This is a genomic window from Acinetobacter sp. G18 (genome assembly GCF_052660225.1).
The window spans coordinates 1,521,266-1,544,954 of the sequence record NZ_CP109658.1 but is presented as its reverse complement, the minus strand read 5'-3'; the positions used below and the strand labels follow the sequence as shown (position 1 = coordinate 1,544,954).

Genomic DNA, 23,689 nt, shown 5'->3' with positions numbered 1-23,689 from the left:
ACTCCATAAATATAAAAATCAACATTAACAAATTATAAGCATTTGATTTAAATTAATTTAACCATTCTATCAAAAAATTTATTGATAAAAATTTAAGTAAATGTGTCATTTTTTAATTTTCGGTAATTAATCACAAAAAATAGCTTTTTTATGCAATACTTCAACTTAAAATTAAATTGATTTATTCTTTAATATATTTAAAAAATACATTTAATATAAATTAATAAAGGACATAATTTAAAGAAATATAAAATAAGGGTAAAAATAAAGGCCTCATACGAGGCCTTTATTAAGTATATTTAAATAATTAAACGCTTAACATACTATTTAAAGTTTCAGAAACGTTTTTAGATTTCACTTTAGGCTGCAATGCCTCTAAAGCTTGTTGTACTTGAGTACGCTGAGGCTCTGCAAGTGTGTACCAACGTGACAATACCTGTAATAGGCGTGAACCTAAAATCGGGTTCTTCTCATCAAGATATTGTGCAAGATTAATAAAGTGCGCTACACCAAAGCCCCAAGTATTTTCAGGATTATTTGACAAGCCCCCACTTACGGCTCGAATACGGTTTGGCGTCGTGAGGTCATAATCAGGATGTTGAGTGAGATATTCAATCGTCTCAACAGTAGCATTTGGATTTGCTGCCTGAATCATAAACCATTGGTCTAAAGACAATGCTTCATCTTTAAAGCGGTCATAGAAATCAGCTAGGGCATCTTGAGCCTGAGGTGCATTTTGCCAAACCAATACACGTAAGGCACCTAAACGTTCAGACATATTGCCTGTGTTTTGATATTGCACATGTGCTAATTCAAATGCAGTTTGGTCGCCCTGACGAGCCATCATCATCAGCATGATATTTTTTAATGCACGTACACCCATCGCTAAAGAAAATTCTTTTTGCTGGTCTGGGTCAAGGGTAAGGTAAGTATCTTTCCAGAATGAACCTAACTCTTGTGCTAATCGATTCAGCAAGGCCTCACGTTTTACATGAACATCGGCTGGTGCATAGTTCTGATCGATGCGACTACCTAAATAACCTTCACTTGGTACATCAAACAAACGTGATGCTAAAAGTGGGTCGCGGCCAACTAACTCAGGCAAAGTGCTCTGAATAGCTTGAATATACGCATCGGCAGAATGGTCTTCTAACAAAATACGCTCAAGCAAGGTTTGCGTTGCTTGCCATTGGTTAAAGCCATTTGTTTCATGTTGAATTAAGAAAGCTAATTCTGCATTGGTATAGTCAAATACAAGATTTACAGGTGCAGAGAAATTACGGAGTAACGACACAACTGGCTGTTCAGTCACACCTGTAAACTCAATGGTTGCCTCGTCTAGGTCAAACAAGTACACGCCATCTTTAACATCATTTACGAATAAGCTGTCACTGTGCAATGTATATTGCTCGCCTGTTTTAGCATTAAATAGCGCTAAAGCCACAGGAATCGGAACAGCTTTTAAATTTGGATATTTAGGATGTGCTTTTAGGCTTTGTTTAAAGCTTAAACGGTAAGTTTGTGCTGCTGCATCGTACTCACCTTTTGCTTCAAGCTTTGGTGTACCCGGTTGGTTATACCAAGTTAAAAATGCAGATAAATCGACACCCGAACCTGCTGATAATGCAGCAACCCAGTCTTCTACAGTTACGGCTTGTCCGTCATGACGGCGGAAGTATTCGTCTGTTCCCTTACGGTATTTTTCTTTACCAAGTAAGGTCGACATCATGCGGTTAATTTCCGCACCTTTTTCATAGACTGTCGCTGTATAGAAGTTATTAATTTCTACAAAGTGGTCTGGACGTGGTGGATGCGACAAAGGACCTGCGTCTTCAGGGAACTGGTGTGATTTAAGTACAGCAACGTCATCAATACGTTGAACCGCAGCAGATTGTAAATCTTCCGAGAAAGACTGATCGCGGAATACCGTTAAACCTTCTTTTAAACATAGTTGGAACCAGTCACGGCAAGTAATACGGTTCCCTGTCCAGTTGTGGAAATACTCATGGGCAATCACCGACTGTACACGCATAATCGCAGCGTCAGTTGTGTATTCTTCATCGGCAAGTACACATGAGGTATTAAAGATGTTTAAACCTTTATTTTCCATTGCACCCATGTTGAACTGGCTTACCGCAACAATCATATAGTTGTCGAGGTCATACGCACGGCCGTAGTGTTCTTCATCCCAACGCATTGAATGCTTTAAAGCTTCCATTGCGATATGGCATTTTGGAATGTCTTTCTCAATGGCATAGATTTCTAAAGCAACATCACGTCCTTCAGAAGTCGTATAGCGATCTTTCAGTACAGCTAAGTCACCAATAACACAAGCGAACAAATAGCTTGGCTTTTTAGTTGGGTCTTGCCAGATTGCAAAGTGGCGGTTTTCACCCGCTTCACCTGTTTCAAGCAAGTTACCATTGGCAAGTAATACTGGGTATTTTTTGTCTGCTTCTACACGAGTCGTAAAGACTGAAAGTACGTCTGGACGGTCTGGATAGAAGGTAATTTTGCGGAAGCCTTCAGGCTCGTTTTGCGTAACAAATAAATCGCCTGCTTTATATAAACCTTCAAGCTGAGTGTTGGTTTCCGGATGAATAATCACTTGAGTCTGTAAAATGACTTCATCTGGTGCGTTAGTGATCACCAATTGTTCACTATCGAGTAAATATTGTGCAGGAGTAAGCTCTTGACCATTGAGCTGAATAGATTGCAACTCAAGGTCACGGCCTAACAGCACCAAGTCTCCAGCAGTTTGACGCTTCATGACTAAAGTTGAATCAACAATTGTTTTATCGTCATAGACTTGAATATCAAGATTAATGGATTCAACCAAGAACGAAGGTTTTTGATAATCTTTTAAATAAACTGTTTGATCTGCCTGAACGGGAGGCTGTGCCGCAATATTCATCTTTATTCCTTATATACTTTTCGAAAACCGTAGTACGAATTTTATGAACTTGATCATACACATTCATACATACTATGTTTGCTTACCTTAATAAAATTAATGGGACTTGATTTATACATTTCAAATTAGAATCTGGTTTTATTAGCACAGATTAGACCAAAATTACGATAATCGTTGTTTATATAATCAATCTATACAATAAAAATAAAACTCCTTTCGCTTTTAACATTTTTTAGGAGCTGCTTACATTTTAGGCATGGTTCTTGCCTTAGCTCATATACCAGTATAAGTATTTCGATCAGAACAAGAGGTAGCTACTATGGAATTAAAAACTTATTTACATCGTTTAGAAAATATTAAAGCTATTCATGATCTAGATGCAGCGGGACTCGACCATCATGTGATTGCCGTGTTTTTAACTGCTGAAGGTATTTCAATAACTGCTCAGGAGGTAACAACTATCGTTAATACTTATGACGCATTAGGTAAAGTGAAATTACCAAGTAAAAAAGTACAGGCGCTTATTAATGCTAAAAAACTTGGACAACATGATGAGAGCTTGCCGTGCCCTGTTTAATCTTAACTTTTAATCTCTTATGAAAACCTAAAGTCAAAATAAAGATTTTAGGTTTTCTATTTTTGCACCAAACAAAAATACAATCTCAGCTATCGGCAATGCGGCTGTGTATAATAGGTCAATCATGATTGATTTAAGTGTTCGGAGCGAAATGGCCTTACAAATTCTACAGAAACAGCTAGATGAAAGTAGCCATTGCCCACTCTGCCAAGCTTCAATGTATTGGGTAGATGCCGAACAATTTGAGCAAGACATTCAGTTCCATGAATGCAGTCATTGCCAGCACCGTGTATTTAAAGACACAAAAATGACGTGCCACTGTGACCAATGCACTAAACAAAGAAAGAAACTTTTACAGCAAACCCGCCTACAAGAACAACGCCAGTTTAAGTCAAAAGATCAACCTCAACGCAGTCTGGAGCAACTTAGTTTTTTAAATAAACTTTTTCTGCTTAGCTTGCTCGATGATTATGCACGTGACGATGTTGCGCATGACGAATATATTCACTGGGACCAAATAAAATATCAACCTATTACACCCAACTGGATGTTCCAAAACCATCTCATTAAACAGCTTCATAAAGATGGGATTTTAAATGCACAGGATCAATCTGACGAACCACAGTGCTTTTATTTAAACATTCGCCTAGATGGCTATAGTGACCCAAGCTTATACAGTGTAGCCCAACAACTACGTCATTGGTTCTATGAAAACTTAAGTCTTGGTATTCCATTTCGTAGTGCCGATGAAGTGAAAGACGTCCTTTTTCAAGTGCTCTATCAAGAAATTATTCAGTTTACTCAGTTCTATTGCCGAACATGGGGTATTCAAATTGCGGGTAGCTCTAACTTTCAAACTTTTTGCTATCGTTTAATGGACTCATTGGCCATTGGTCAAATTTATTATTTGATTCAAACTGCACTCGAATATCTTTATAAACAAAAGGCGCTACAGCCACGTAATGAAAAGTTTATTAATACCAATTTATTAAAGAAAACTTTAGAGCAATATCGGGAACGGGCTTTAGCTGAAAAGTGGGAAACTTCAATGTTGCCACGCCCTTACAATATCCCTTACAGTAAAATGAGCCACATTTTGTTTAACCGCTTTTTAGGTTATGACGAACACATTTTTGTACAACCTGTATGGAAAGCATGGCGAAAAATTGAACCTCGGTTAAACTTTTACTCGGTTAAACGTTGTATGCATTGTGGTTCAAATGATTTAAGTGTTGATTATGATGCAGCAGATTATGTTTCTTTGATTTGCGAAAGATGTAAGCATCAAGATCACTACTTTACCCGTTAAATTCGTTATCTCTGGCTTATAAGGATAATCAGATGACTTCAACATCAAACCTCATAGAACAGGTGATTGAAGCTTGGCAAAACATGCAGGCACAAACGCCTCTTGTACAATGCATTACCAATAGCGTTGCAGCCAACTACACAGCCAATGTGTTACTGGCTTCTGGTGCTTCACCTGCGATGATTGATAATCCTTATGAAGCAGAAAGTTTTACCAAAATTTCATCGGCTTTAAGCATTAATTTGGGGACACCTACTTCAGAGCAAATGCAAGCCATGCAAATCTCTGCCAAAACAGCACAGCTTAACAATATTCCTTGGGTACTTGATCCAGTCGGTTACGGCCCAATTTTAGCTTGGCGTAGTCAAATGACAGACGAGCTTTTACAGTTCAAGCCAAGCGTTATTCGTGGTAATGCCTCAGAAATCAGTACCCTTGCAGGCAATCAGGTTCAATCTAAAGGTGTTGATAGCACTCTAAGTAGTGATCAAGCCTATCAACAAGCTTTTCCTCTCTTAACACATGCAAGCTGTATCGCTATTTCTGGCGAGTCAGACTATATATTGTCTCATGAAATAGATGCAGTGATTCAAGTAAACGGCGGAAGTCCTTTACAACCAAAAATTACTGCAACAGGCTGTGCTTTAGGTGCGTTAATTGGCGCATATAGCGCTGTGACAACACCAACCATTGCTGCTCTTTCAGCTCATGTTCATTTTGCAATTGCAGGTAAACTTGCAGCAAATCAAGCGCAAACCATGGGAAGCTTTAGTAGCATCTTTATGGATTATATCCATATGCTAGATGACAACCTGATTGAACAATATGCGAATATAAAGCTATTAGGTTTAAAGGCATAACCGCAAGTTATGCCTTTATCCTAGTACTCTTATTTTAAAAGTAAGTAGATATCTGTAATAAGGTCACACTCTTTCACATCATGCACAAAGTTGTGATAGTGAAAGAAAACTGGATATTCCCCTGCTTCTTCTGGTTGCTCAGGTAACCAGTTTCTAAAGATGTAATACACGCTATCTTTAATCTGGTCATGGCTACCCAAATGTCTTACGGTTGCATAGCGCCCCGCAGGAATTTCACCTGTCTGCACGCCATAACTATTTTCAGGTACAGCCTTTTCAATTGAACCTGCTATATCAAACCGAAACTCGTCAGCTGGTGTCTGATCGGGGTCAGCAAATGGAATACCATAAGTTCTAGACTTTGTTACAGGCGATAAGCCAGTTTCTTTGCGCCAAGCAATAAACTGCGCAGCTGTTTCCAAGATTTTATCGGGACTTCCTAAATGCGATAGATAGGCAATCTTTTCAGCAGGTCGCTCAACAATATTTACATTCATTTTTAGCTCACTTTTTGGAAGTGTAAAAACAAACTTCTGGTGCCAAGATTCCCAGTCTGGTTTATCTCTAAAAGCCCGAGGAGTTTGATCAAATGAACGTTTAAATGCACGAGTAAATGCCTCGGGACTGTCAAACCCTGCTTGTAATGCAATCTCAATAATCTTGAGATGGGGTTCAAAAGCCAATTGAAAAGAGGCCCGCTTCAAACGAGAAAGTTGAATAAACTTCATCACATTTAAGCCAATATGAATGGCAAAAATACGATGAAAATGAAACTTAGATAAGGCTGCAATCTGGCTCAATCGATCAACATCTAAATCTTCATCTAAATGTCTTTGAATATAGTCGCAAACCAGTTGCAGCTTTTGTGTATATACAGCCATACATTTATGTCTGTTCATTCGATAGCACTACTTTTACATAGTGCTGATCTCTATTCTTGATCGAAATTGCGCTTTTTATAGTTATACAACTTGCTTGAAATAATCTTCTCTTGGCATATCGACAAGCTCAACGCACAATTGAATTTCTTTATTAAACTCTTGTTGTAAATATTTTTTGTTGCTAAGCGCCGCTAATAACTGCTCACCCATAAGCTGTTTTTGTTCAGCCTTTCTTCCCGACAAAATATACGCCTTTACATGAATATAAGCTTGATCAGCTCCTAAGCCAATGAGGAAAACATCATCTTTACGTGCACGGCTTTTAATGTCTTCTGGACTAAATAACTCTGTCTCAATCAGTGTGGTATTAATTTCTTCAAGTAATTGTTTTGCGTTTAATCCAGTTAAGTTTTCTGAATAATCGACTACTACGTGCGGCATAGCCACCTCAAGTTATGTAATAAGTAATTAAGCCAATCAAACTTTATTCAATAAATAATAAAGCTAATCGAACCTGATCATATCCCATTCGAGGACTAGTTGCTTCAACAATTGGTCTTAGTTTGATCGAACCATCATCAGAAAAATGATCTGGATTCTGACGTTTTTTCAACTTCTTGTAAATTTTACGGACTTCTTCAACCACTTCTTCACCAGGATGAGCAACCGAAATATCCAGCTTTTGTTCTTTATGAAGTCGAGCCAAGTGATTAATAATCGTCGCTGGTGTCAGGCCACGTTCATGCGCGATGTCTTCAATCTCGTAGCCTTCTTCAAACAAGGCACGTGTTTCATCTAGCGTTGCCGTAGCGTAATTTTGCTTGCCACCTTTTGCGAGTTTCTTCTCATTACGAGAAATCTCAGTTTCATTTAAGGTGCCGCCACAATGACGAATAAAGGCTTTATGCTGAGCCGTTAAATCTACATCTGCAAAGTTATCTTCGGCTTCAGCCGATAACTCCTGAAAACGGCGATCCGCTTTGACCGCTAAACTATCTAACTCTAAAGCTTGTTCATTAATACCTAATAACTTTAATCCAGTTAAAGATTTTAAGCGCGAAAGCGCAACATAACCCTGACCTTTTTCAAAGGTGTTCATGAGGTTAATTTCTGCAGCTTCCAAAGTCATGCCTTGGCTTTTATGAATAGTAATCGCCCACGCTAAACGAAGTGGAATTTGCTGAAAACTTGCAATCACTTTGCCTGCTTCATTTTCAACTGACCATGTTTCAGGGGCAACGAGCAATGTCGTGCCATCGGTTAGTTTTACTTTCGGCAGTAAGCCATTTTCGTCATCTTCTTCAAAGCCGATAACTTCACCCAAGCTTCCATTGATATATCCCATATCAAAGTTGTTTTTGACAAACATAACTTTGGCATGCTTTTTCAGTGTGAGTTCTTCTGGTGCGCGTACCGAGGATTTTAAAGTTTCTACCAGTTTCTCATTACCATCTAAAACGGCATTGAATTGATGCCCTTCATTATCAATTTCATTTAAATGCTGATAATTAATATTGTCGACATCCATATTGTGCGTATAAAGACGAGTAAAGGTCTCACCAATATCATGCGAGCGTGATTGACGTAATGCGTGTAAATGATCTGCTTGAATATTTTGCGCACGGATCGCATTTAAAATCTGATTCAGAATTTCATCGTCTTGACGGTGTTGTTCTGTTAAATAACATACGCGAAATTTGGCTTCGACCCATGCATCTGACATAAAACAAAACTTGTCGCGATTGGCTTCACCATTACGTCCTACAGGTGGTAACTGGAAGAAATCTCCAGCCACAATGACTTGAATGCCACCAAATGCCTCATCACTTTCTTTAAAATATTTTAGGACTTGATTGACCAGATTGAGCTGCTTTGCATGCAACATTGAGATTTCATCGATAACGAGAACTTGCGCATTTTCAAGGTGTTCCTTGAGATATTTACGCTCTTTCATACGTTTTAGGTCATCGTCAGTTAACTGATCTTTAATACCGATGCCCGCCCACGTATGAATGGTCATGCCGTTCATATGCGTTGCCGCAATACCTGTAGATGCGGTAATAGCCACAGGCACTTTACGTGCTTTTAGATATTGGATGTACTGATTGAGTGTATAGGTTTTCCCTGCACCAGCCGAACCGGTTAAAAAAACATTTTCACCTGCTTTGAGCAGTTTAAGCGCAGTTTCCTGTTTCATAATCTCATATGTACATCTTCAACAGCCCATAGCTTAACGATTTTCCCGAAAAAATTAAATGAATGCGCCAAATTTTATATAAAGTCATTAAAAATCAATAATTAAATCCCAAGTAATATTTGGTAGGTTTTTGGTAGGTAGGAAAATAATCTTCAGATCACAATACTAAGCCCATGGTGAGGCTCACCTGTAATAACAAACAATGGATTTATGGAAAAAGGAATCACTCCATGGCTTTTAAAAATATTGCAGATCAAACAAACGGTTTTTATATTCCTTGCGTATCACTCTTTGGACCAGGATGTGCTAAAGAAATTGGTACGAAGGCACAAAACCTCGGCGCAAAAAAAGCATTAATTGTGACCGATGAAGGCTTATTTAAATTTGGCGTTGCAGACCTTATCGCAAACTATTTAACCGAAGCAGGCGTTTCGAGCCATATTTTCCCGGGTGCAGAACCGAACCCAACCGATATTAATGTTCACAATGGCGTGAAAGCCTATAACGACAATGGCTGTGACTTTATTGTCTCTCTAGGTGGCGGTTCATCTCACGACTGTGCAAAAGGTATTGGCCTAGTTACTGCTGGCGGTGGTCATATTCGTGACTATGAGGGCATTGATAAAAGCAAAGTGCCCATGACACCACTGATTGCAGTAAATACAACGGCTGGTACTGCATCTGAAATGACTCGTTTCTGTATTATTACCAATACAGACACTCATGTAAAAATGGCAATTGTTGACTGGCGTTGTACTCCTCTCATTGCAATTGACGACCCGAAACTCATGATTGCAAAACCGGCTGGTTTAACCGCTGCAACAGGTATGGATGCGTTAACCCATGCAGTTGAAGCATATGTTTCTACGGCAGCAAACCCAATTACTGATGCGTGTGCAGAAAAAGCAATTACGATGATTAGCCAATGGCTACAACCTGCTGTAGCAAACGGTGAAAATATCGAAGCACGTGATGCAATGAGCTATGCACAGTACTTGGCTGGTATGGCATTTAACAATGCATCTCTAGGCTATGTACATGCAATGGCGCATCAATTGGGCGGTTTCTATAACCTACCTCACGGCGTATGTAACGCAATCTTGTTACCACACGTGTGCGAATTTAACTTAATTGCTTGTCCAGATCGCTACGCAAAAATCGCAGATTTAATGGGTGTAAAAACTCATGAACTGACGGTGATGGAAGCTGCATATGCTGCAATTGATGCCATTCGTAAACTGTCTTCATCCATTGGTATTCCATCTGGATTAACAGAGCTAGGCGTAAAAACTGAAGACCTTGCAGTTATGGCCGATAATGCTCAAAAAGATGCGTGTATGCTGACCAATCCACGTAAAGCAAATCATGCACAAGTTGTGGAGATTTTCAAAGCAGCACTTTAATCTTGATGTAATGGCACATCCCTCTAGTAAGTCAAACCCCTCCGACCGTTGACTTACTTTTTGGGGAATACTTAGCTCCAGCGGTATTCCCTTTTTTTAAACCTCTATTCCAATCCAACCTCTAAACCTGATTGACAATTCGCCCATTTCATTGAAGGATACTCAGCATGTCTTAATTACAATAGCTCGATAAAAATGAATACATCCTCAGCTACTCAAAATTATGTTCCAGATATTTTAGGTACTGGCTACGAACAGCTCACACTAAACTTTCCCGATGATTATGAAGGTAAAGTTGTAGCTACCTTAGTACGTAAAAAGGCCGCTCAATCTACTCAAAAAGCTGTGCTGTATATTCATGGTTTTTTAGATTATTTCTTTCAAACTGAAATGGCTGAACAATTCAATGCACATGGTTACGACTTCTATGCCTTGGATTTAAGAAAATATGGTCGTTCCAAGCTACCCCATCAAATCTTCTATAATGTGCTTGATTTAAGTGAATACGATGCCGAAATTACTCAAGCATTAGATATCATTGCTAAAGAACAGCACACACAAGTATTGCTTGCAGGCCATTCGACTGGCGGTTTGACAGCAACGCTTTATGCTGCCCATCACCCGAACCATCCTCTTATTAAAGCGCTATGGACGAATAGTCCATTTTATGACTTTAATTTAAGCTTGGTCGAAAAGAAGTTTGGTATTCCAGTACTCAGTCGAGTAGGAAAATATCTACCTAAAGTTAAATTCCCAAGCCAACTGAACAAATGGTACACCGCGAGTCTTCACAAACAGCTCAAGGGCGAATGGGACTTTAATCTGGACTGGAAACCTACCTCTGCCCCTACGGTTCAACTCAGTTTTCTACATGCGATTCATACAGCACAAAAAGAAATACATCGCGGAGTTAAACTGAATGTTCCCGCACTGATTATGCATTCGCACCAAACTAAAAACCCTAAAAAATGGGGACCAGATGCGACTCAAAGCGATATCATTTTAGATGTTAAAGACATTGCCAAATTTGGTAAAAAAATGAAAGGCGATGTCTCTGTGGTTTCTATTCACAATGGATTGCATGACTTAGTGCTTTCAGGCCAGCCAGTACGGGAACAAGTCTATCAACAATTGTTCCAGTGGCTAGATCAAAAAATCACTTAACTGAGTTTCGGTGAGTCAAGGTATTTCACCAGCAGTTGATGCGCGGGATGTTCACTCGGTACTAACTCCATAAGACGTTCTACCGCATCAATTGCTTCAGGGAAATGAGCTAAATGCTTAAGTAATAAATCTGTTTCTTGAGTTTTAAAAATTGCATCGCTCAAGCGCGATTCAAGGCAGTCACGCCATGCACATAAAAACGGGCTTTCCGTTTTTGCCAGAAAAACACCTGTGTAAAGCTGCAAAGCAGAAGCCGCATATCCCGCATCCAGTGCTTGTTCAGCTTGTAAAAAATCGGCTTCAACATGTACAAGCAAACGATATGGCCGAGATCCAAGTAAACCACCCAAAATATCTCGAAGTTGAGACATTTCAGCTTTAAGCGTCCCCATACTGACTTTACGTTCGCCATAGAGCGCCTGATAAAGATGCTCTAAAGTTAAGCCATGTGGACATAAGGCCAATATCGTCAAAATTTCAATTTGACGCGGTGTTAATAACAGACTTTTGCCATTAAATTTAACTTGTGGTGTCGAAAAAGCACGAATATGTAATTGCTGGCGCTGCTGCTCTAGCAAAGCGGATTGAATAATGGATGCACAACGTTCAGCAGCCAATATTCCTAAACTATTATGATTCTTCCAAGTGGTTGATAAATCAACAACCCCTAGAGTTTGTTTTGAGTATGGATCGATAATCGGCGCAGCATAACACACCCAATCATGAATCGATTCCATGTAATGTTCGTTTGAAAAAACACAGCTTGATTGTTGAGTTTTTAAAGATAACGCTAAGGCATTGGTGCCCACAAATTCTTCACGCCATTGCCCACCTTGTACAAAGTGAACACGCTCAGCTGCACTTTGCATTTGAGCACTTGTTGCCGTCCAAATGATCGTACTACCAATGTCACCAACGGCAATTACCATTGAGGATTGTTCAGCAATATGACGTAAATCATCGGCACACTGACTTAAAGCCATATCTAAAGCGTTTTGTGAAGCAGTTTTTTTCTCGACTAATGGAGCAGCAAAACGTTCTTTAGGAATCGCAGCAGAAGCTGATCGCTCCCACGAGCTTGCAATACTTTGGCCGAGTTTGGCAGCATTCTGAGGAGAGAGACTATTTTGCGTGCGCAGTTGATCAATCAACGTCCGTTGCTGCAATAAATCCTTTTTTGTGAACATTTGTAAATTCCTTATATATCCACATTTCTATTCCAACCTTTCTCCAACCTTCTTCTTTATATCCTAATTATACAAAGTACGAAAGTACCTACTGACAGGGTTCTTGTTAGTCTTTAGTCCTAAAAAGCAAAGGAATATTTATATGCGCTATATCGATCCAAATCAACCAGGCTCAAAAGTTCAATTTAAATCACAATATGAAAATTTTATTGGCGGTGAATGGGTTGCACCTGTAAAAGGTGCATATTTTGATAATGTATCTCCTGTTGATGGAAAAGCTTTCACACGTATTCCACGCTCTAGTGCCGAAGATATCGAACTTGCTCTAGATGCAGCACATAAAGCGAAAGCTACATGGAATAAAGCCTCACCAACGGTACGCTCTAATATACTTTTAAAAATTGCTGATCGTTTAGAAGCAAATCTTGAAATGCTTGCTGTCGCAGAAACTTGGGATAACGGTAAAGCGGTTCGTGAAACTTTAGCAGCAGACCTTCCACTTGCGATTGACCATTTCCGTTATTTCGCAGGTTGTATTCGTGCTCAAGAAGGCGGCATCTCTGAAATTGATGAAGATACCATTGCCTACCATTTCCATGAGCCATTAGGTGTGGTTGGCCAAATCATTCCATGGAACTTCCCAATTTTAATGGCAGCATGGAAACTTGCTCCTGCTCTAGCGGCTGGTAACTGTGTCGTGATTAAACCAGCAGAACAAACACCAGTAGGTATTTTACTGGTTGCTGAACTGATCCAAGACATTTTACCGCCGGGTGTACTTAATATTGTCAATGGTTTCGGTTCAGAAGTCGGCCGTCCTTTAGCGACAAACCCACGTATTGCAAAAATCGCGTTCACAGGTTCCACTCAAACTGGACAGATGGTGATGCAATATGCGACCGAAAATATTATTCCAGTGACATTAGAACTTGGTGGTAAGTCACCAAACCTTTTCTTTGAAGACATCATGGATAAAGAAGATGATTTCTTAGAAAAAACACTTGAAGGTTTTGCGATGTTTGCCTTGAACCAAGGTGAAGTATGTACTTGCCCTTCTCGTGCTTTAGTACAAGAAAGTATTGCTGATCAGTTCTTGGAGTTGGCTGTAGAGCGTGTAAAACGTATTAAAACTGGTCATCCTCTCGATACCGAAACCATGATTGGTGCTCAAGCATCTCTACAACAACAAGAGAAAATCTTACGTTGTATTAACACTGGTCGTGAAGAAGGTGCAGAACTCTTACTTGGTGGTAGCGGCCGTAAAGAAGTAGGCGATGGTTACTATGTCGATCCGACTATTTTTAAAGGTCACAATGGCATGCAAGTTTTCCAAGAAGAAATTTTTGGACCTGTACTTGCTGTGACAACGTTCAAAGACTTTGACGATGCAATTAAAATTGCCAATGACACCATGTATGGTTTAGGTGCAGGTGTATGGTCACGTTCAGCTCACATTTCTTATCGTGCTGGTCGTGCTATTGAAGCTGGCCGTGTTTGGACAAACTGCTACAACATCTACCCTGCACATGCTGCATTTGGTGGTTACAAGAAGTCTGGTATTGGCCGCGAAAACCATAAGATGATGCTAGATCATTATCAACAAACTAAAAACTTGTTGGTGAGTTATTCAACTAAACCAATGGGCTTCTTCTAAGTTTCGCACCAAGTTGATACCAAACTATCAACACTAGAAAGAAGTAAGATGACTAATTATATAAGAAGCCAGTAATTTAGATTGCTGGCTTCTTTATTTACGGTTGTTAAGCTTGAATTTTTATCATTTAGAATAAAAAAGCTCCATCTACTCTCTGAAGAGCTTCATTTAGGCATTGCTTTTGCATTGATTCATACAAATCCACTCGCAGGAGTATTGTATGAATCAACCAGAAACAGCTTCCGTCATTTCTTCAAGCACAGAAGTCTCATCAGCAGAATATTTTGCTCAGCGTCAACTCAAACAAGGTACGGTTGGTTGGTTACTCCTGATTGGTTTAGGCGTAGCTTATGTGATATCGGGTGATTTTGCTGGCTGGAACTTTGGTATTGCTCAAGGTGGTTGGGGCGGAATGTTTATTGCCACTGCACTCGCTGCGCTTATGTACTTATGTCTGTGTCTTTCTATGTCGGAAATGTCCACCATGATGCCTACAGCAGGTGGCGGTTATAGTTTTGCACGTGCTGCCTTTGGCCCTTTTGGAGGCTATTTAACAGGAACAGCCATTTTAATTGAATACGCAATTGCTCCTGCGGCGATTGCCGTATTTATTGGTGGTTATTGCGAATCTTTATTTGGCATAAATGGCTGGATGATTTATCTCGCCTGCTACGCCATTTTTATGGGCATACATCTGAAAGGTGCCGGCGAAGCTTTAAAAATCATGTTTGCGATTACACTTGTCGCAGCAGTTGCTCTGGTCGTGTTTATTGGGGCAATGATTCCACACTTTAATGCACAAAATTTATTTGATATTCCAGTTGGAACAGGTATTGGCGCAAGCAGTTTTCTACCTCATGGCTATTTAGGCATCTGGGCCGCTGTTCCTTTTGCAATCTGGTTTTTCCTTGCAGTTGAAGGTGTTCCATTAGCAGCCGAAGAAGCGAAAGATCCAGCCAAATCTCTCCCACGCGGTTTAATCGGTGCAATGCTTATATTAACGGCGTTTGCCATGCTCATTTTATTCTTGGGTGCAGGTGCAGCGGGTGCAAGTACTTTACAAAACTCTGGCGCTCCCCTCGTAGATGCTTTGGTTAAAGTTTATGGCACCAACACTTGGCTTGCGACTTTTGTTAATTTTGTTGGTCTAGCAGGTTTAATCGCGAGTTTCTTTTCAATTATCTATGCCTATTCACGTCAAATTTTTGCATTGTCACGTGCTGGTTACTTACCTACTTCACTCTCTTTAACCAATAAAAATAAAGCCCCTTATCTTGCGATTATTATTCCGGGCATTATTGGGTTCTTGCTTTCACTCACCAAAGAAGGCGATTCACTGATTTTAATCGCGGTTTTTGGTGCAACCATTTCTTATGTGTTGATTCTTTTATCCCACATCAAACTACGCCTATCTAAACCCGACATGCCTCGTCCTTATAAAACTCCTGGAGGAATCGTTACTTCAAGTATTGCCTTAGTTCTAGCAGTCGCTGCTGTAATTGCAGGCTTTGTTGTTAATCCAAAAGTTTGGTTTATTGCTGCCGCTATTTATGTCGTATTTATTGCTTACTTTTTATTCTATAGCCGTTATCATTTAGTTAAAGGTACACCAGAAGAAGAGTTTGCAAATATTAAAGCCGCAGAACAAGAACTATAAAAAAGGATGCAACTATGAGTTATCGCAATATTGTCGCCAATCAACAGTATCACTTTGCTGACTTGAAGACCTTGATGGCAAAAGCAACGCCGTTACGTTCTGGCGATGAATTAGCAGGTGTAGCGGCCAGAGACGCAACCGAACATGTTGCGGCACAAATGACTTTGGCCGATGTACCGCTTAAAACCTTTTTGAATGAAGTTGTAGTCGATTACGAAACTGATGAAATTACACGACTAATTATTGATGAACATGATCTGGCTGCCTTTGCCCCTATTTCACACTTTACAGTAGGTGATTTCCGAAATTGGCTACTTGGAGAAGAAGCCACTGCTCAAAGCTTAAAAGCATTAGCATCGGGTTTAACTCCAGAAATGGTGGCTGCTGTCAGCAAAATTATGCGCAATCAAGATTTGATTTATGTCGCCAGCAAATGTGAAGTGGTTACCCAATTTCGTAACACGATTGGTTTAAAAGGCCATCTTTCTACCCGTTTACAACCGAACCATCCGACCGATGATGTACTCGGTATTTCTGCGAGTATTTTAGATGGTTTGATGTATGGCAATGGTGATGCAGTAATTGGCATTAACCCCGCCACAGATAATCTGCATAATTTATCAGAGCTACTGAAATTACTTGATCATGTGATTCAGGAATATCAAATTCCGACGCAATCTTGTGTACTTACCCATATCAGCTCAGGCATTCAGCTTGCTGAAAAAAATGTGCCTATTGATTTAATGTTTCAATCAATCGCTGGTACCCAGCTGGCAAACGAAGGATTTGGAATTTCACTCGATTTACTACAAGAAGGATATGAAGCCACACTCGCACTCAACCGCGGAACTATTGGACAAAATGTTATGTACTTTGAAACGGGTCAAGGCAGCGCCTTATCCAGCAATGCTCATCACGGCGTTGATCAGCAAACATTAGAAACGCGTGCTTATGCAGTAGCTCGTAAATACAATCCGCTTTTAGTGAATACAGTCGTTGGCTTTATTGGTCCCGAATATCTTTTTAACGGTAAACAAATTATACGCGCAGGACTAGAAGACCACTTCTGCGGCAAGTTACTTGGTGTGCCAATGGGCTGCGACATTTGTTACACCAACCATGCCGATGCTGACCAAAATGATATGGATGTTCTACTTACTCTGTTTGGCGCTGCGGGCATTAACTTCATTATGGGAATTCCAGGTTCAGATGATGTCATGCTCAATTATCAAACGACCTCGTTCCATGATGCCCTCTATTTAAGACAACTCCTCGGTTTAAAACCCGCTCCTGAGTTTTCAGCTTGGCTTGAACAACAAGGTATTTTTAAACAGCAAAACTCTCAAATTTGTTGGGCAGACCACATGCCTGACCAATTCTCTCGTCTGCTCATGAACTAGGGAGAACGCCATGAAACTGAACCGTGATATTCAATATCCATCTTCTACCCACCAAGACCAGTGGGAAAAACTTAAACAGTTTACTGATGCCCGTATTGCTCTGGGCCGTGCGGGTTGTAGCATCCCCACACAAGCCTTACTTGAGTTCCAGTTGTCTCATGCGCAAGCAAAAGATGCGGTTTATCAAGACATGGATGTTTCCTATTTATCTGAACAATTAGCGCCAAGGCAGCTGCAAAGTCTTCATGTCCAAAGCAACGCCCCTAATAAGGAAATCTATCTTAAACGTCCAGATTTAGGACGTCAGCTTTCAAACCTATCAAAAGAGGCCTTAATTAAGAAGTATGCAGAAAATCCGCAACAATATGATGTTTGTATTGTGGTCGGTGATGGACTCTCGGCAAGAGCAATTGAAGCGAATGCTATTCCATTCATTACCGCGCTAAGTGAACAAGTTCAGCAAGAAAACTGGACTCTTGCACCCATTGCACTGGCAACAGGCAGTCGGGTTGCTTTAGGTGATGAGGTTGCTGAAATCTTTAAAGCACCCATGCTAGTGATGCTTATTGGAGAACGTCCAGGTTTAAGCTCTCCTGATAGTATGGGAATTTACTACACATGGAATGCATATTCAGGCTGTCTTGATGCAAAACGAAACTGTATTTCCAATGTACGCTCAGCAGGCTTAAGTATTCCTGTTGCAGTACAACGGTTAATCGCACTCATGAAAAAATCAAAACAACTTGGCTTTTCAGGTGTTAATTTAAAAGATGAGCATCAACTTGCAGATATAGGCCTTGAGACAACTCAAAAGCTATTATTTTAAAAGATGGAATATGCAAACAGATTCACTCAAAATAGGTAATCGTTTGCATAACAACATTATCTTAACGAAAAATATCAATTTTCAGGTATTGACGATTTATACAGATATTTTCTTCTTTATATTTATCGCTATACTCCACCTATTGATCTTCTATGAATCATTTGTATGAACACAACAAACGCCTTCCCAAAAACTATTTATGCCATTCAGCATCTTGCTTTCGAAGACTTAGGTTCATTAGAAGATGTCTTTTATCAACTTGGCTTCCGCGTCCGTTATTTTGAAGCGGGTGTAGATAATTTAACTGCTGCTTTTGCACACGATGGATTAACTATTATTTTAGGTGGTCCAATCGGAGTTTATGAAACTGAAGATTATCCATTTTTAAAAGATGAAATTACTTTACTTAAACAACGTTTAGCAGCGGATAAACCCACACTTGGTATTTGTTTGGGTGCACAGTTAATTGCTCATGCACTTGGTGCCAAAGTATATGCAGGTCATCAAAAAGAAATCGGTTGGAGTCCACTCAGCTTAAGTTTACGTCCTAATCAGGTATTATCTGCTTTACTTAATAATGTTCATGTCCTACATTGGCATGGTGATACTTTCGATCTTCCTGAAAATGCTGCCCTTTTGGCTAGCTCAGATATTTATACCAATCAGGCATTTGAAGTTGGCAATAATATTCTCGCGTTGCAGTTCCATATTGAAACTACTGAAGAACATTTTGAAAAATGGCTTATTGGCCATACATGTGAACTTCGTAATGCTGGAATTTCTATTTCTAAATTGCGCGAGCAAAATATAGAATATGCATCTGCACTTGAACATGCTGCATTTGAGGTTATTCAAAAATTCCTTAAACGCATTGGATATAGTGGCTAATTTTTAATTCAATATATTAGTTAAAGTATATCCATAAAGCCAAATGCTTATTTTTCACCCAGAGATGGATTATTAATCTGTTTTTGGGAACCTTTATAATTAATTTCCGTGTATTATTAATTTATTAACTTTGTAACATAAAATAAACGCTGATTTATTATGGAAATCCTGAAATTTATTAAAAGCTTTAATACAGTGAACACATATTTATTGCTAGCATCGCTTCTTCTTATAATTATTGTTCTTTATTTCTATGTGGTTAATCCGGCTTAACTTATTTGCCAAAGCATAATATCTGTAAGAAAGCATTTATAAAAAAGCCCAACTTAGTTGGGCTTTTTTATAAATGCTATTTACTCAAAACATGCTGTTCGTCTTGCAAAAAAGTAAGAGATAATCAATCTCTGCTCTCTACTCACAACATGTGGCTCGTCTTGCGAAAAAGTAAGAGATAAGCAATCTCGACTATCTACTCACAACATGTTGTTCGTCTTGCGAAAAAGTAAGAGATAAGCAATCTCGACTATCTACTCACAACATGTTGTTCGTCTTGCGAAAAAGTAAGAGATAAGCAATCTCTTACTTTTTCTCAGGTTTGAAGCTGTCCTTCAAATCAAGAACGCGGTTAAAGACTGGTTTTTCAGGAGTGTGATCGTGTTGATCTGCAACAAAATAACCTTCACGTTCAAATTGGAAACGATCTTCAGGACTCGCTTGAGCTAAAGCAGGCTCAATCACAGCCTGTACCACTTTCAACGATTCTGGATTAAGGTTTGCCAAGAAGTCATCATCTGCATCAGGTGCTGCTTCAGTAAATAAACGATCATAAATACGCACCTCAGCAGGAATACCTTTTGTCGCAGATACCCAGTGAATTACGCCTTTTACTTTACGGCCTTCAGGGTTCTTACCTAAAGTTTCAGGATCAATTGAACACTTCAACTCAACCACTTCACCATTTGCATCCTTAATAACTTCATCACACTTGATGACGTATGCATGGCGTAAACGCACTTCACCATCAGTTGTTAAGCGCTTAAAGCCTTTAGGAGGCACTTCTTCAAAGTCTTTGCGGTCAATATAGATTTCCTTAGTTAAAGGAATCACACGGTCACCCATATCTACGTTAGGATGGCGAGCATGTGTAAGATCCATATCTTCTGGTAAATTAGTTAAAGTCACTTTAAGTGGACTTAAAACAGCCATTCCACGCGCAGCTGTATTTTCCAAAGATTGACGAATACAGAACTCAAGCATTGCAACATCAACAATACCGTCAGTTTTTGATACACCTACACGCTTACAAAACTCACGTAAGCCTTCTGGTGTGAAACCACGACGACGCATACCCACTACAGTCGGCATACGCGGGTCATCCCAACCATTCACATGACCACCTTCCACCAATTTACGTAATTTACGTTTTGATGTAATGGTGTAGTCCACATTTAAGCGTGAAGATTCATATTGATGTGGAACCGCTTGAGATTTTACCTTTTCTACAATCCAGTCATAAAACGGACGGTGATCTTGGAACTCTAATGTACAAAGCGAATGAGTAATCCCCTCGATCGCATCAGACAATGGATGAGCATAGTCATACATTGGATAGATTTTCCATTTATCACCTGTTTGGTGATGTTCTGAATGCAATACACGGTATAAAATTGGGTCACGCATGTGTACGTTTGGACTTGCCATATCAATTTTGGCACGTAAAACAGCTTCACCCTCTTTAAATTCGCCACTGCGCATTTTTTCAAAACGCGCGAGGTTCTCTTCAACAGATGCATCACGGTATGGTGAGTTTTTACCCGGCTCAACAAAACTACCGCGGTTTAACTTAATTTCTTCTGGAGATTGTAAATCAACATAAGCATCGTCTTGCTCAATGAGTTGAACAGCCCATGCATATAATTGATCAAAATAACCCGATGCATAGCGTGGTTCACCATTCCAGTTAAAACCAAGCCATTTCACGTCATTGGCAATACCATCAACATATTCTTGTTCTTCTGCATCTGGGTTTGTGTCGTCAAACCGTAAATTACAAAGGCCATTAAACTCTTCAGCAACACCAAAGTTTAGACAGATTGCTTTTACGTGACCAATATGTAAATAACCATTTGGTTCTGGCGGAAAACGCGTTACGATTTGTTTTGCACGTCCGGCAGCCAAATCATCAGTAATGACTTGGCGAACAAAATCTAATCCAGCCTGTTGTTCTTGCTGCGCAGAATCGACAGAGGCATGAGTATTCGGTGTCGGGTTGTTTGGCAGGTTCGAGACAACATCATTAGGCTTCATAGTGTATCAATCACTTCTTTGTAGATAAAATTTCGAAAAAATAAACGCTATCTTCATTTTTCACAAAGATTTTAACGTTTTTTACTTGCCTTGTAGTTTACAGTTTGCTTATGCTTCTCTCAACCAAAAAACCCATGGTCATAAGCCCATGTTTAGGAGATTAATGTAATGAGTTTTCCTCAAGTCGAATTAAACACCAATAAAGGTCGTATTGTTCTTGAACTAAATACTGAAAAAGCACCAAAAACAGTAGCAAACTTTTTAGAATACGTACGTGACGGTTTTTATGACGGCGTTATTTTCCACCGTGTCATTGATGGTTTCATGATCCAAGGCGGCGGGATGGATGAAAACTTCAAAGAAAAAGCAACTCGCGATGCGATTGAAAACGAAGCTGACAACGGCTTAAGCAATGATGTTGGTACAATTGCTATGGCACGTACTCAAGCGCCTCACTCTGCTTCAGCACAATTCTTCATTAACGTAAAAAATAACTCTTTCTTGAACCATACTTCAAAAACTGCTCAAGGTTGGGGTTATGCTGTATTTGGTAAAGTTGTTGAAGGTATGGACGTTGTAGAAGCAATCAAAGGTGTACGTACAGGTAACCGTGGTTATCACGCTGACGTTCCTTTAGAAAACGTTGTTATCGAATCTGCTAAAATTATTTCTGAATAATTTTAGGAATAAGCTGTGACCTATCTGTTTATTTCAGATTTACATTTGTCACCTGAACACCCTCGACTCGTTCGAGGGTTTTTAGATTTGTTGATACATTATCAAAATAAGCAAACACAGCTTTACATTTTAGGTGACTGGTTTAACGCTTGGATTGGTGACGATTATTCAGCCCCTTGGCTCGATGAAATTGTCGAAGCTTTAAAAGCATTTAATCAAAAAGGTAATCGAGTATACTTTCAAGTCGGTAATCGTGACTTTGCTCTAAATCAGGTTTTCCTGAATAAGTTTAATGGTGTGTTATTACCAGATACGTATTATCTTAATATTTCAGGACAGCAATATCGCCTAGAACATGGTGATGCGTTGTGTACAGATGATATTTCTTACCAAAGATTTAGAAAAATTATTCGAAACCCGCTTTTAGTCGCTTTTTTACGACGAACACCTCTAAGTTTCCGCACGAAACTTGTCAATGGTTTCCGCAAAAGAAGTCATTCAGACAAACAACAAAAAAGTTACGAGATTATGGATGTGAATGAACAGGCCGTAATTGCTGCTTTAGAAAATGTTGATGCACTTATTCATGGTCATACTCACCGTCCCGCAATTCATGAGATACAACAAAAACAAAGAATTGTACTAGGTGACTGGCGTGAAGATCATGCAAAAATTTTAGAAATTGATCCCTCTTCACATATGAAACAAATTAAACTAACTCATTGGTATTATTAATTAATAATTATTTATTTTTCAAATGTCTAGCTTGTTTATTTAAATCGAAATCCCAGATCATACATAGACAGGTAATGAATACAAATTTCCAGTTTATATGTCCGTACTTTTGATATTCGATATATAGAATTAAAATGCACAATACAAATGCAAAAATTAGAAAAGCTTTAACAATTCTAATTTCTCGCAGTTTACTTTTTCGATTAATTGATATTAATTCAAACATTTTCAATAAATTAGTAAAAAATCTATATAAGTATTATATTTATTTATCACATTAAAATGCAGATGTTTTTCTATAAAATCGCGTATGATGCCAATGATTAAAGCCCTTCCATTGTAATATGATTGATATGGAGTAAAGTATGGATATATTAAATACGGTTAAAAGTCGCTACACCACAAAAGCCTATGATCCTGAGAAGAAGATTCCTCAAGAAAAATTCGATAAATTACTAGAAATCTTACGCTTTACACCCTCTTCAGTAAATATCCAACCTTGGCATTTTTTAGTTGCTGACAATCCTGCGGCTAAAGAACGTATTGCTAAGGCTTTAACAGGTCGCTATGCATACAATGCGCCAAAAGTCCTTGAGTCATCACATACACTCGTATTTTGTACAAGAACAGATATTTCACCTGAGTTTTTAAACCAGTTACTTGAACAAGATGATTTAAGTGGCCGATTCAAAGATGAAAAAGCAAAACTCGGCCAAAAAGATACTCGCCATGGCTATGTTGAGTTTTATCGCAATGAGCAGAAGAACTTATTTGGTTGGATGGAAAATCAAACCTTTATTGCTTTAGGGCAACTACTTTTTGCAGCTGGATTAGAAGGAATTGACGCAACACCCATGGGTGGTTTTGACGAAGATATCTTAAATGAAGAATTTGGTCTAAAAGAAAAGGGCTTACGAAGTTCAGTCATTGTCTCACTTGGCTATAGAAGCGAAAATGATTTTAATGCCAAGCTCCCAAAATCTCGCCTACCTGACGAAGTGATTTTTACTCACTTATAAAAGTTAGTAGAGTTCAAAAGAACTTTCTTTTGG

At 39.2% G+C, this 23,689-nt stretch carries 21 protein-coding genes; 14 read left to right on the top strand and 7 right to left on the bottom strand.

Going from position 1 to position 23,689, the window contains the following annotated elements; all coding sequences use genetic code 11:
• Positions 1 to 307 precede the first annotated feature (307 nt).
• Positions 308 to 2,914: an aminopeptidase N gene (gene pepN, locus NE363_RS07390; protein WP_445536159.1), complete on the bottom strand. Its 2,607-nt coding sequence runs from the start codon at positions 2,912 to 2,914 to the stop codon at positions 308 to 310.
• Positions 2,915 to 3,233: 319 nt separating this feature from the next.
• Here pepN and NE363_RS07385 point away from each other — a divergent pair, with 319 nt between their 5' ends.
• The 3 genes from NE363_RS07385 to thiM all read left to right on the top strand — a co-directional run bounded on the left by NE363_RS07385 (position 3,234) and on the right by thiM (position 5,660).
• The gene (locus NE363_RS07385; RefSeq protein ID WP_039251716.1) at positions 3,234 to 3,491 is read left to right on the top strand and encodes a hypothetical protein; all 258 of its coding nucleotides are present in this window, start codon (positions 3,234 to 3,236) and stop codon (positions 3,489 to 3,491) included.
• 151 nt (positions 3,492 to 3,642) lie between these two features.
• Positions 3,643 to 4,800 carry a hypothetical protein gene (locus NE363_RS07380; RefSeq protein ID WP_025465696.1) on the top strand — a complete coding sequence of 386 codons (1,158 nt, stop codon included), beginning with the start codon at positions 3,643 to 3,645 and terminating at the stop codon, positions 4,798 to 4,800.
• A 32-nt stretch (positions 4,801 to 4,832) separates the two neighbouring features.
• Positions 4,833 to 5,660 (top strand): hydroxyethylthiazole kinase, encoded by an 828-nt coding sequence (gene thiM, locus NE363_RS07375; RefSeq protein WP_445536158.1) that lies wholly within the window; start codon positions 4,833 to 4,835, stop codon positions 5,658 to 5,660.
• 29 nt (positions 5,661 to 5,689) lie between these two features.
• Here thiM and NE363_RS07370 read toward each other — a convergent pair whose 3' ends face one another.
• The 3 genes from NE363_RS07370 to NE363_RS07360 form a co-directional block, all read right to left on the bottom strand.
• Entirely contained in the window at positions 5,690 to 6,541 is an 852-nt protein-coding gene (locus tag NE363_RS07370) for an AraC family transcriptional regulator (protein ID WP_445536363.1), read from the bottom strand.
• Positions 6,542 to 6,622: 81 nt separating this feature from the next.
• Positions 6,623 to 6,982, bottom strand: a complete 360-nt coding sequence (locus NE363_RS07365) for a 5-carboxymethyl-2-hydroxymuconate Delta-isomerase (RefSeq protein ID WP_445536157.1) — start codon at positions 6,980 to 6,982, stop codon at positions 6,623 to 6,625.
• 43 nt (positions 6,983 to 7,025) lie between these two features.
• On the bottom strand, positions 7,026 to 8,738 hold the full coding sequence (locus NE363_RS07360) for an AAA family ATPase (protein WP_445536156.1): 1,713 nt from the start codon (positions 8,736 to 8,738) through the stop codon (positions 7,026 to 7,028).
• Positions 8,739 to 8,968: 230 nt separating this feature from the next.
• On the opposite strand from NE363_RS07360, the gene mdh reads away from it, so the two are divergent.
• Positions 8,969 to 10,141 carry an iron-dependent methanol dehydrogenase gene (mdh, locus tag NE363_RS07355; RefSeq protein ID WP_445536155.1) on the top strand — a complete coding sequence of 391 codons (1,173 nt, stop codon included), beginning with the start codon at positions 8,969 to 8,971 and terminating at the stop codon, positions 10,139 to 10,141.
• A 195-nt stretch (positions 10,142 to 10,336) separates the two neighbouring features.
• Complete coding sequence (locus NE363_RS07350) at positions 10,337 to 11,305, top strand: alpha/beta hydrolase (protein ID WP_445536154.1); 969 nt, start codon at positions 10,337 to 10,339, stop codon at positions 11,303 to 11,305.
• Here the strand turns inward: NE363_RS07350 and NE363_RS07345 are convergent.
• Positions 11,302 to 12,492, bottom strand: coding sequence for a helix-turn-helix domain-containing protein (locus tag NE363_RS07345; protein ID WP_151683429.1), 1,191 nt, complete (start codon positions 12,490 to 12,492; stop codon positions 11,302 to 11,304). The genes NE363_RS07350 and NE363_RS07345 overlap by 4 nt on opposite strands.
• A gap of 142 nt (positions 12,493 to 12,634) precedes the next feature.
• On the opposite strand from NE363_RS07345, the gene exaC reads away from it, so the two are divergent.
• The 6 genes from exaC to NE363_RS07315 all read left to right on the top strand — a co-directional run bounded on the left by exaC (position 12,635) and on the right by NE363_RS07315 (position 19,190).
• Positions 12,635 to 14,146 (top strand): acetaldehyde dehydrogenase ExaC, encoded by a 1,512-nt coding sequence (gene exaC / locus NE363_RS07340; RefSeq protein ID WP_004643247.1) that lies wholly within the window; start codon positions 12,635 to 12,637, stop codon positions 14,144 to 14,146.
• 220 nt (positions 14,147 to 14,366) lie between these two features.
• Positions 14,367 to 15,803 carry an ethanolamine permease gene (gene eat, locus NE363_RS07335; RefSeq protein ID WP_445536153.1) on the top strand — a complete coding sequence of 479 codons (1,437 nt, stop codon included), beginning with the start codon at positions 14,367 to 14,369 and terminating at the stop codon, positions 15,801 to 15,803.
• A 14-nt stretch (positions 15,804 to 15,817) separates the two neighbouring features.
• Positions 15,818 to 17,203: an ethanolamine ammonia-lyase subunit EutB gene (locus NE363_RS07330; protein WP_445536152.1), complete on the top strand. Its 1,386-nt coding sequence runs from the start codon at positions 15,818 to 15,820 to the stop codon at positions 17,201 to 17,203.
• Positions 17,204 to 17,213: 10 nt separating this feature from the next.
• Complete coding sequence (gene eutC / locus NE363_RS07325; protein WP_348900372.1) at positions 17,214 to 18,029, top strand: ethanolamine ammonia-lyase subunit EutC; 816 nt, start codon at positions 17,214 to 17,216, stop codon at positions 18,027 to 18,029.
• A 165-nt stretch (positions 18,030 to 18,194) separates the two neighbouring features.
• On the top strand, positions 18,195 to 18,917 hold the full coding sequence (locus NE363_RS07320; protein WP_445536151.1) for a glutamine amidotransferase: 723 nt from the start codon (positions 18,195 to 18,197) through the stop codon (positions 18,915 to 18,917).
• A 159-nt stretch (positions 18,918 to 19,076) separates the two neighbouring features.
• On the top strand, positions 19,077 to 19,190 hold the full coding sequence (locus tag NE363_RS07315) for a hypothetical protein (RefSeq protein WP_081409826.1): 114 nt from the start codon (positions 19,077 to 19,079) through the stop codon (positions 19,188 to 19,190).
• Between the two features lie 306 nt (positions 19,191 to 19,496).
• Here the strand turns inward: NE363_RS07315 and NE363_RS07310 are convergent, their stop codons facing one another.
• Positions 19,497 to 21,224 (bottom strand): glutamine--tRNA ligase/YqeY domain fusion protein, encoded by a 1,728-nt coding sequence (locus NE363_RS07310; protein ID WP_445536150.1) that lies wholly within the window; start codon positions 21,222 to 21,224, stop codon positions 19,497 to 19,499.
• Between the two features lie 168 nt (positions 21,225 to 21,392).
• Here NE363_RS07310 and NE363_RS07305 point away from each other — a divergent pair, with 168 nt between their 5' ends.
• Both NE363_RS07305 and NE363_RS07300 read left to right on the top strand, forming a co-directional pair.
• Positions 21,393 to 21,902 (top strand): peptidylprolyl isomerase, encoded by a 510-nt coding sequence (locus tag NE363_RS07305; protein WP_004700945.1) that lies wholly within the window; start codon positions 21,393 to 21,395, stop codon positions 21,900 to 21,902.
• A 15-nt stretch (positions 21,903 to 21,917) separates the two neighbouring features.
• The gene (locus NE363_RS07300; RefSeq protein WP_348885086.1) at positions 21,918 to 22,637 is read left to right on the top strand and encodes a UDP-2,3-diacylglucosamine diphosphatase; all 720 of its coding nucleotides are present in this window, start codon (positions 21,918 to 21,920) and stop codon (positions 22,635 to 22,637) included.
• Positions 22,638 to 22,644: 7 nt separating this feature from the next.
• Here the strand turns inward: NE363_RS07300 and NE363_RS07295 are convergent, their stop codons facing one another.
• Positions 22,645 to 22,863 (bottom strand): hypothetical protein, encoded by a 219-nt coding sequence (locus NE363_RS07295; RefSeq protein WP_077169307.1) that lies wholly within the window; start codon positions 22,861 to 22,863, stop codon positions 22,645 to 22,647.
• 139 nt (positions 22,864 to 23,002) lie between these two features.
• Here NE363_RS07295 and nfsB point away from each other — a divergent pair, with 139 nt between their 5' ends.
• Complete coding sequence (gene nfsB / locus NE363_RS07290) at positions 23,003 to 23,656, top strand: oxygen-insensitive NAD(P)H nitroreductase (protein ID WP_039255256.1); 654 nt, start codon at positions 23,003 to 23,005, stop codon at positions 23,654 to 23,656.
• Positions 23,657 to 23,689: the final 33 nt, after the last annotated feature.

What these genes read in the sequence shown, in the direction of transcription:
- pepN (WP_445536159.1), bottom strand. Translation starts at nt 2,914, where the DNA reads ATGAATATTGCGGCACAGCCTCCCGTTCAGGCAGATCAAACAGTTTAT.
- NE363_RS07385 (WP_039251716.1), top strand. Translation starts at nt 3,234, where the DNA reads ATGGAATTAAAAACTTATTTACATCGTTTAGAAAATATTAAAGCTATT.
- NE363_RS07380 (WP_025465696.1), top strand. Translation starts at nt 3,643, where the DNA reads ATGGCCTTACAAATTCTACAGAAACAGCTAGATGAAAGTAGCCATTGC.
- thiM (WP_445536158.1), top strand. Translation starts at nt 4,833, where the DNA reads ATGACTTCAACATCAAACCTCATAGAACAGGTGATTGAAGCTTGGCAA.
- NE363_RS07370 (WP_445536363.1), bottom strand. Translation starts at nt 6,541, where the DNA reads ATGGCTGTATATACACAAAAGCTGCAACTGGTTTGCGACTATATTCAA.
- NE363_RS07365 (WP_445536157.1), bottom strand. Translation starts at nt 6,982, where the DNA reads ATGCCGCACGTAGTAGTCGATTATTCAGAAAACTTAACTGGATTAAAC.
- NE363_RS07360 (WP_445536156.1), bottom strand. Translation starts at nt 8,738, where the DNA reads ATGAAACAGGAAACTGCGCTTAAACTGCTCAAAGCAGGTGAAAATGTT.
- mdh (WP_445536155.1), top strand. Translation starts at nt 8,969, where the DNA reads ATGGCTTTTAAAAATATTGCAGATCAAACAAACGGTTTTTATATTCCT.
- NE363_RS07350 (WP_445536154.1), top strand. Translation starts at nt 10,337, where the DNA reads ATGAATACATCCTCAGCTACTCAAAATTATGTTCCAGATATTTTAGGT.
- NE363_RS07345 (WP_151683429.1), bottom strand. Translation starts at nt 12,492, where the DNA reads ATGTTCACAAAAAAGGATTTATTGCAGCAACGGACGTTGATTGATCAA.
- exaC (WP_004643247.1), top strand. Translation starts at nt 12,635, where the DNA reads ATGCGCTATATCGATCCAAATCAACCAGGCTCAAAAGTTCAATTTAAA.
- eat (WP_445536153.1), top strand. Translation starts at nt 14,367, where the DNA reads ATGAATCAACCAGAAACAGCTTCCGTCATTTCTTCAAGCACAGAAGTC.
- NE363_RS07330 (WP_445536152.1), top strand. Translation starts at nt 15,818, where the DNA reads ATGAGTTATCGCAATATTGTCGCCAATCAACAGTATCACTTTGCTGAC.
- eutC (WP_348900372.1), top strand. Translation starts at nt 17,214, where the DNA reads ATGAAACTGAACCGTGATATTCAATATCCATCTTCTACCCACCAAGAC.
- NE363_RS07320 (WP_445536151.1), top strand. Translation starts at nt 18,195, where the DNA reads ATGAACACAACAAACGCCTTCCCAAAAACTATTTATGCCATTCAGCAT.
- NE363_RS07315 (WP_081409826.1), top strand. Translation starts at nt 19,077, where the DNA reads ATGGAAATCCTGAAATTTATTAAAAGCTTTAATACAGTGAACACATAT.
- NE363_RS07310 (WP_445536150.1), bottom strand. Translation starts at nt 21,224, where the DNA reads ATGAAGCCTAATGATGTTGTCTCGAACCTGCCAAACAACCCGACACCG.
- NE363_RS07305 (WP_004700945.1), top strand. Translation starts at nt 21,393, where the DNA reads ATGAGTTTTCCTCAAGTCGAATTAAACACCAATAAAGGTCGTATTGTT.
- NE363_RS07295 (WP_077169307.1), bottom strand. Translation starts at nt 22,863, where the DNA reads ATGTTTGAATTAATATCAATTAATCGAAAAAGTAAACTGCGAGAAATT.
- nfsB (WP_039255256.1), top strand. Translation starts at nt 23,003, where the DNA reads ATGGATATATTAAATACGGTTAAAAGTCGCTACACCACAAAAGCCTAT.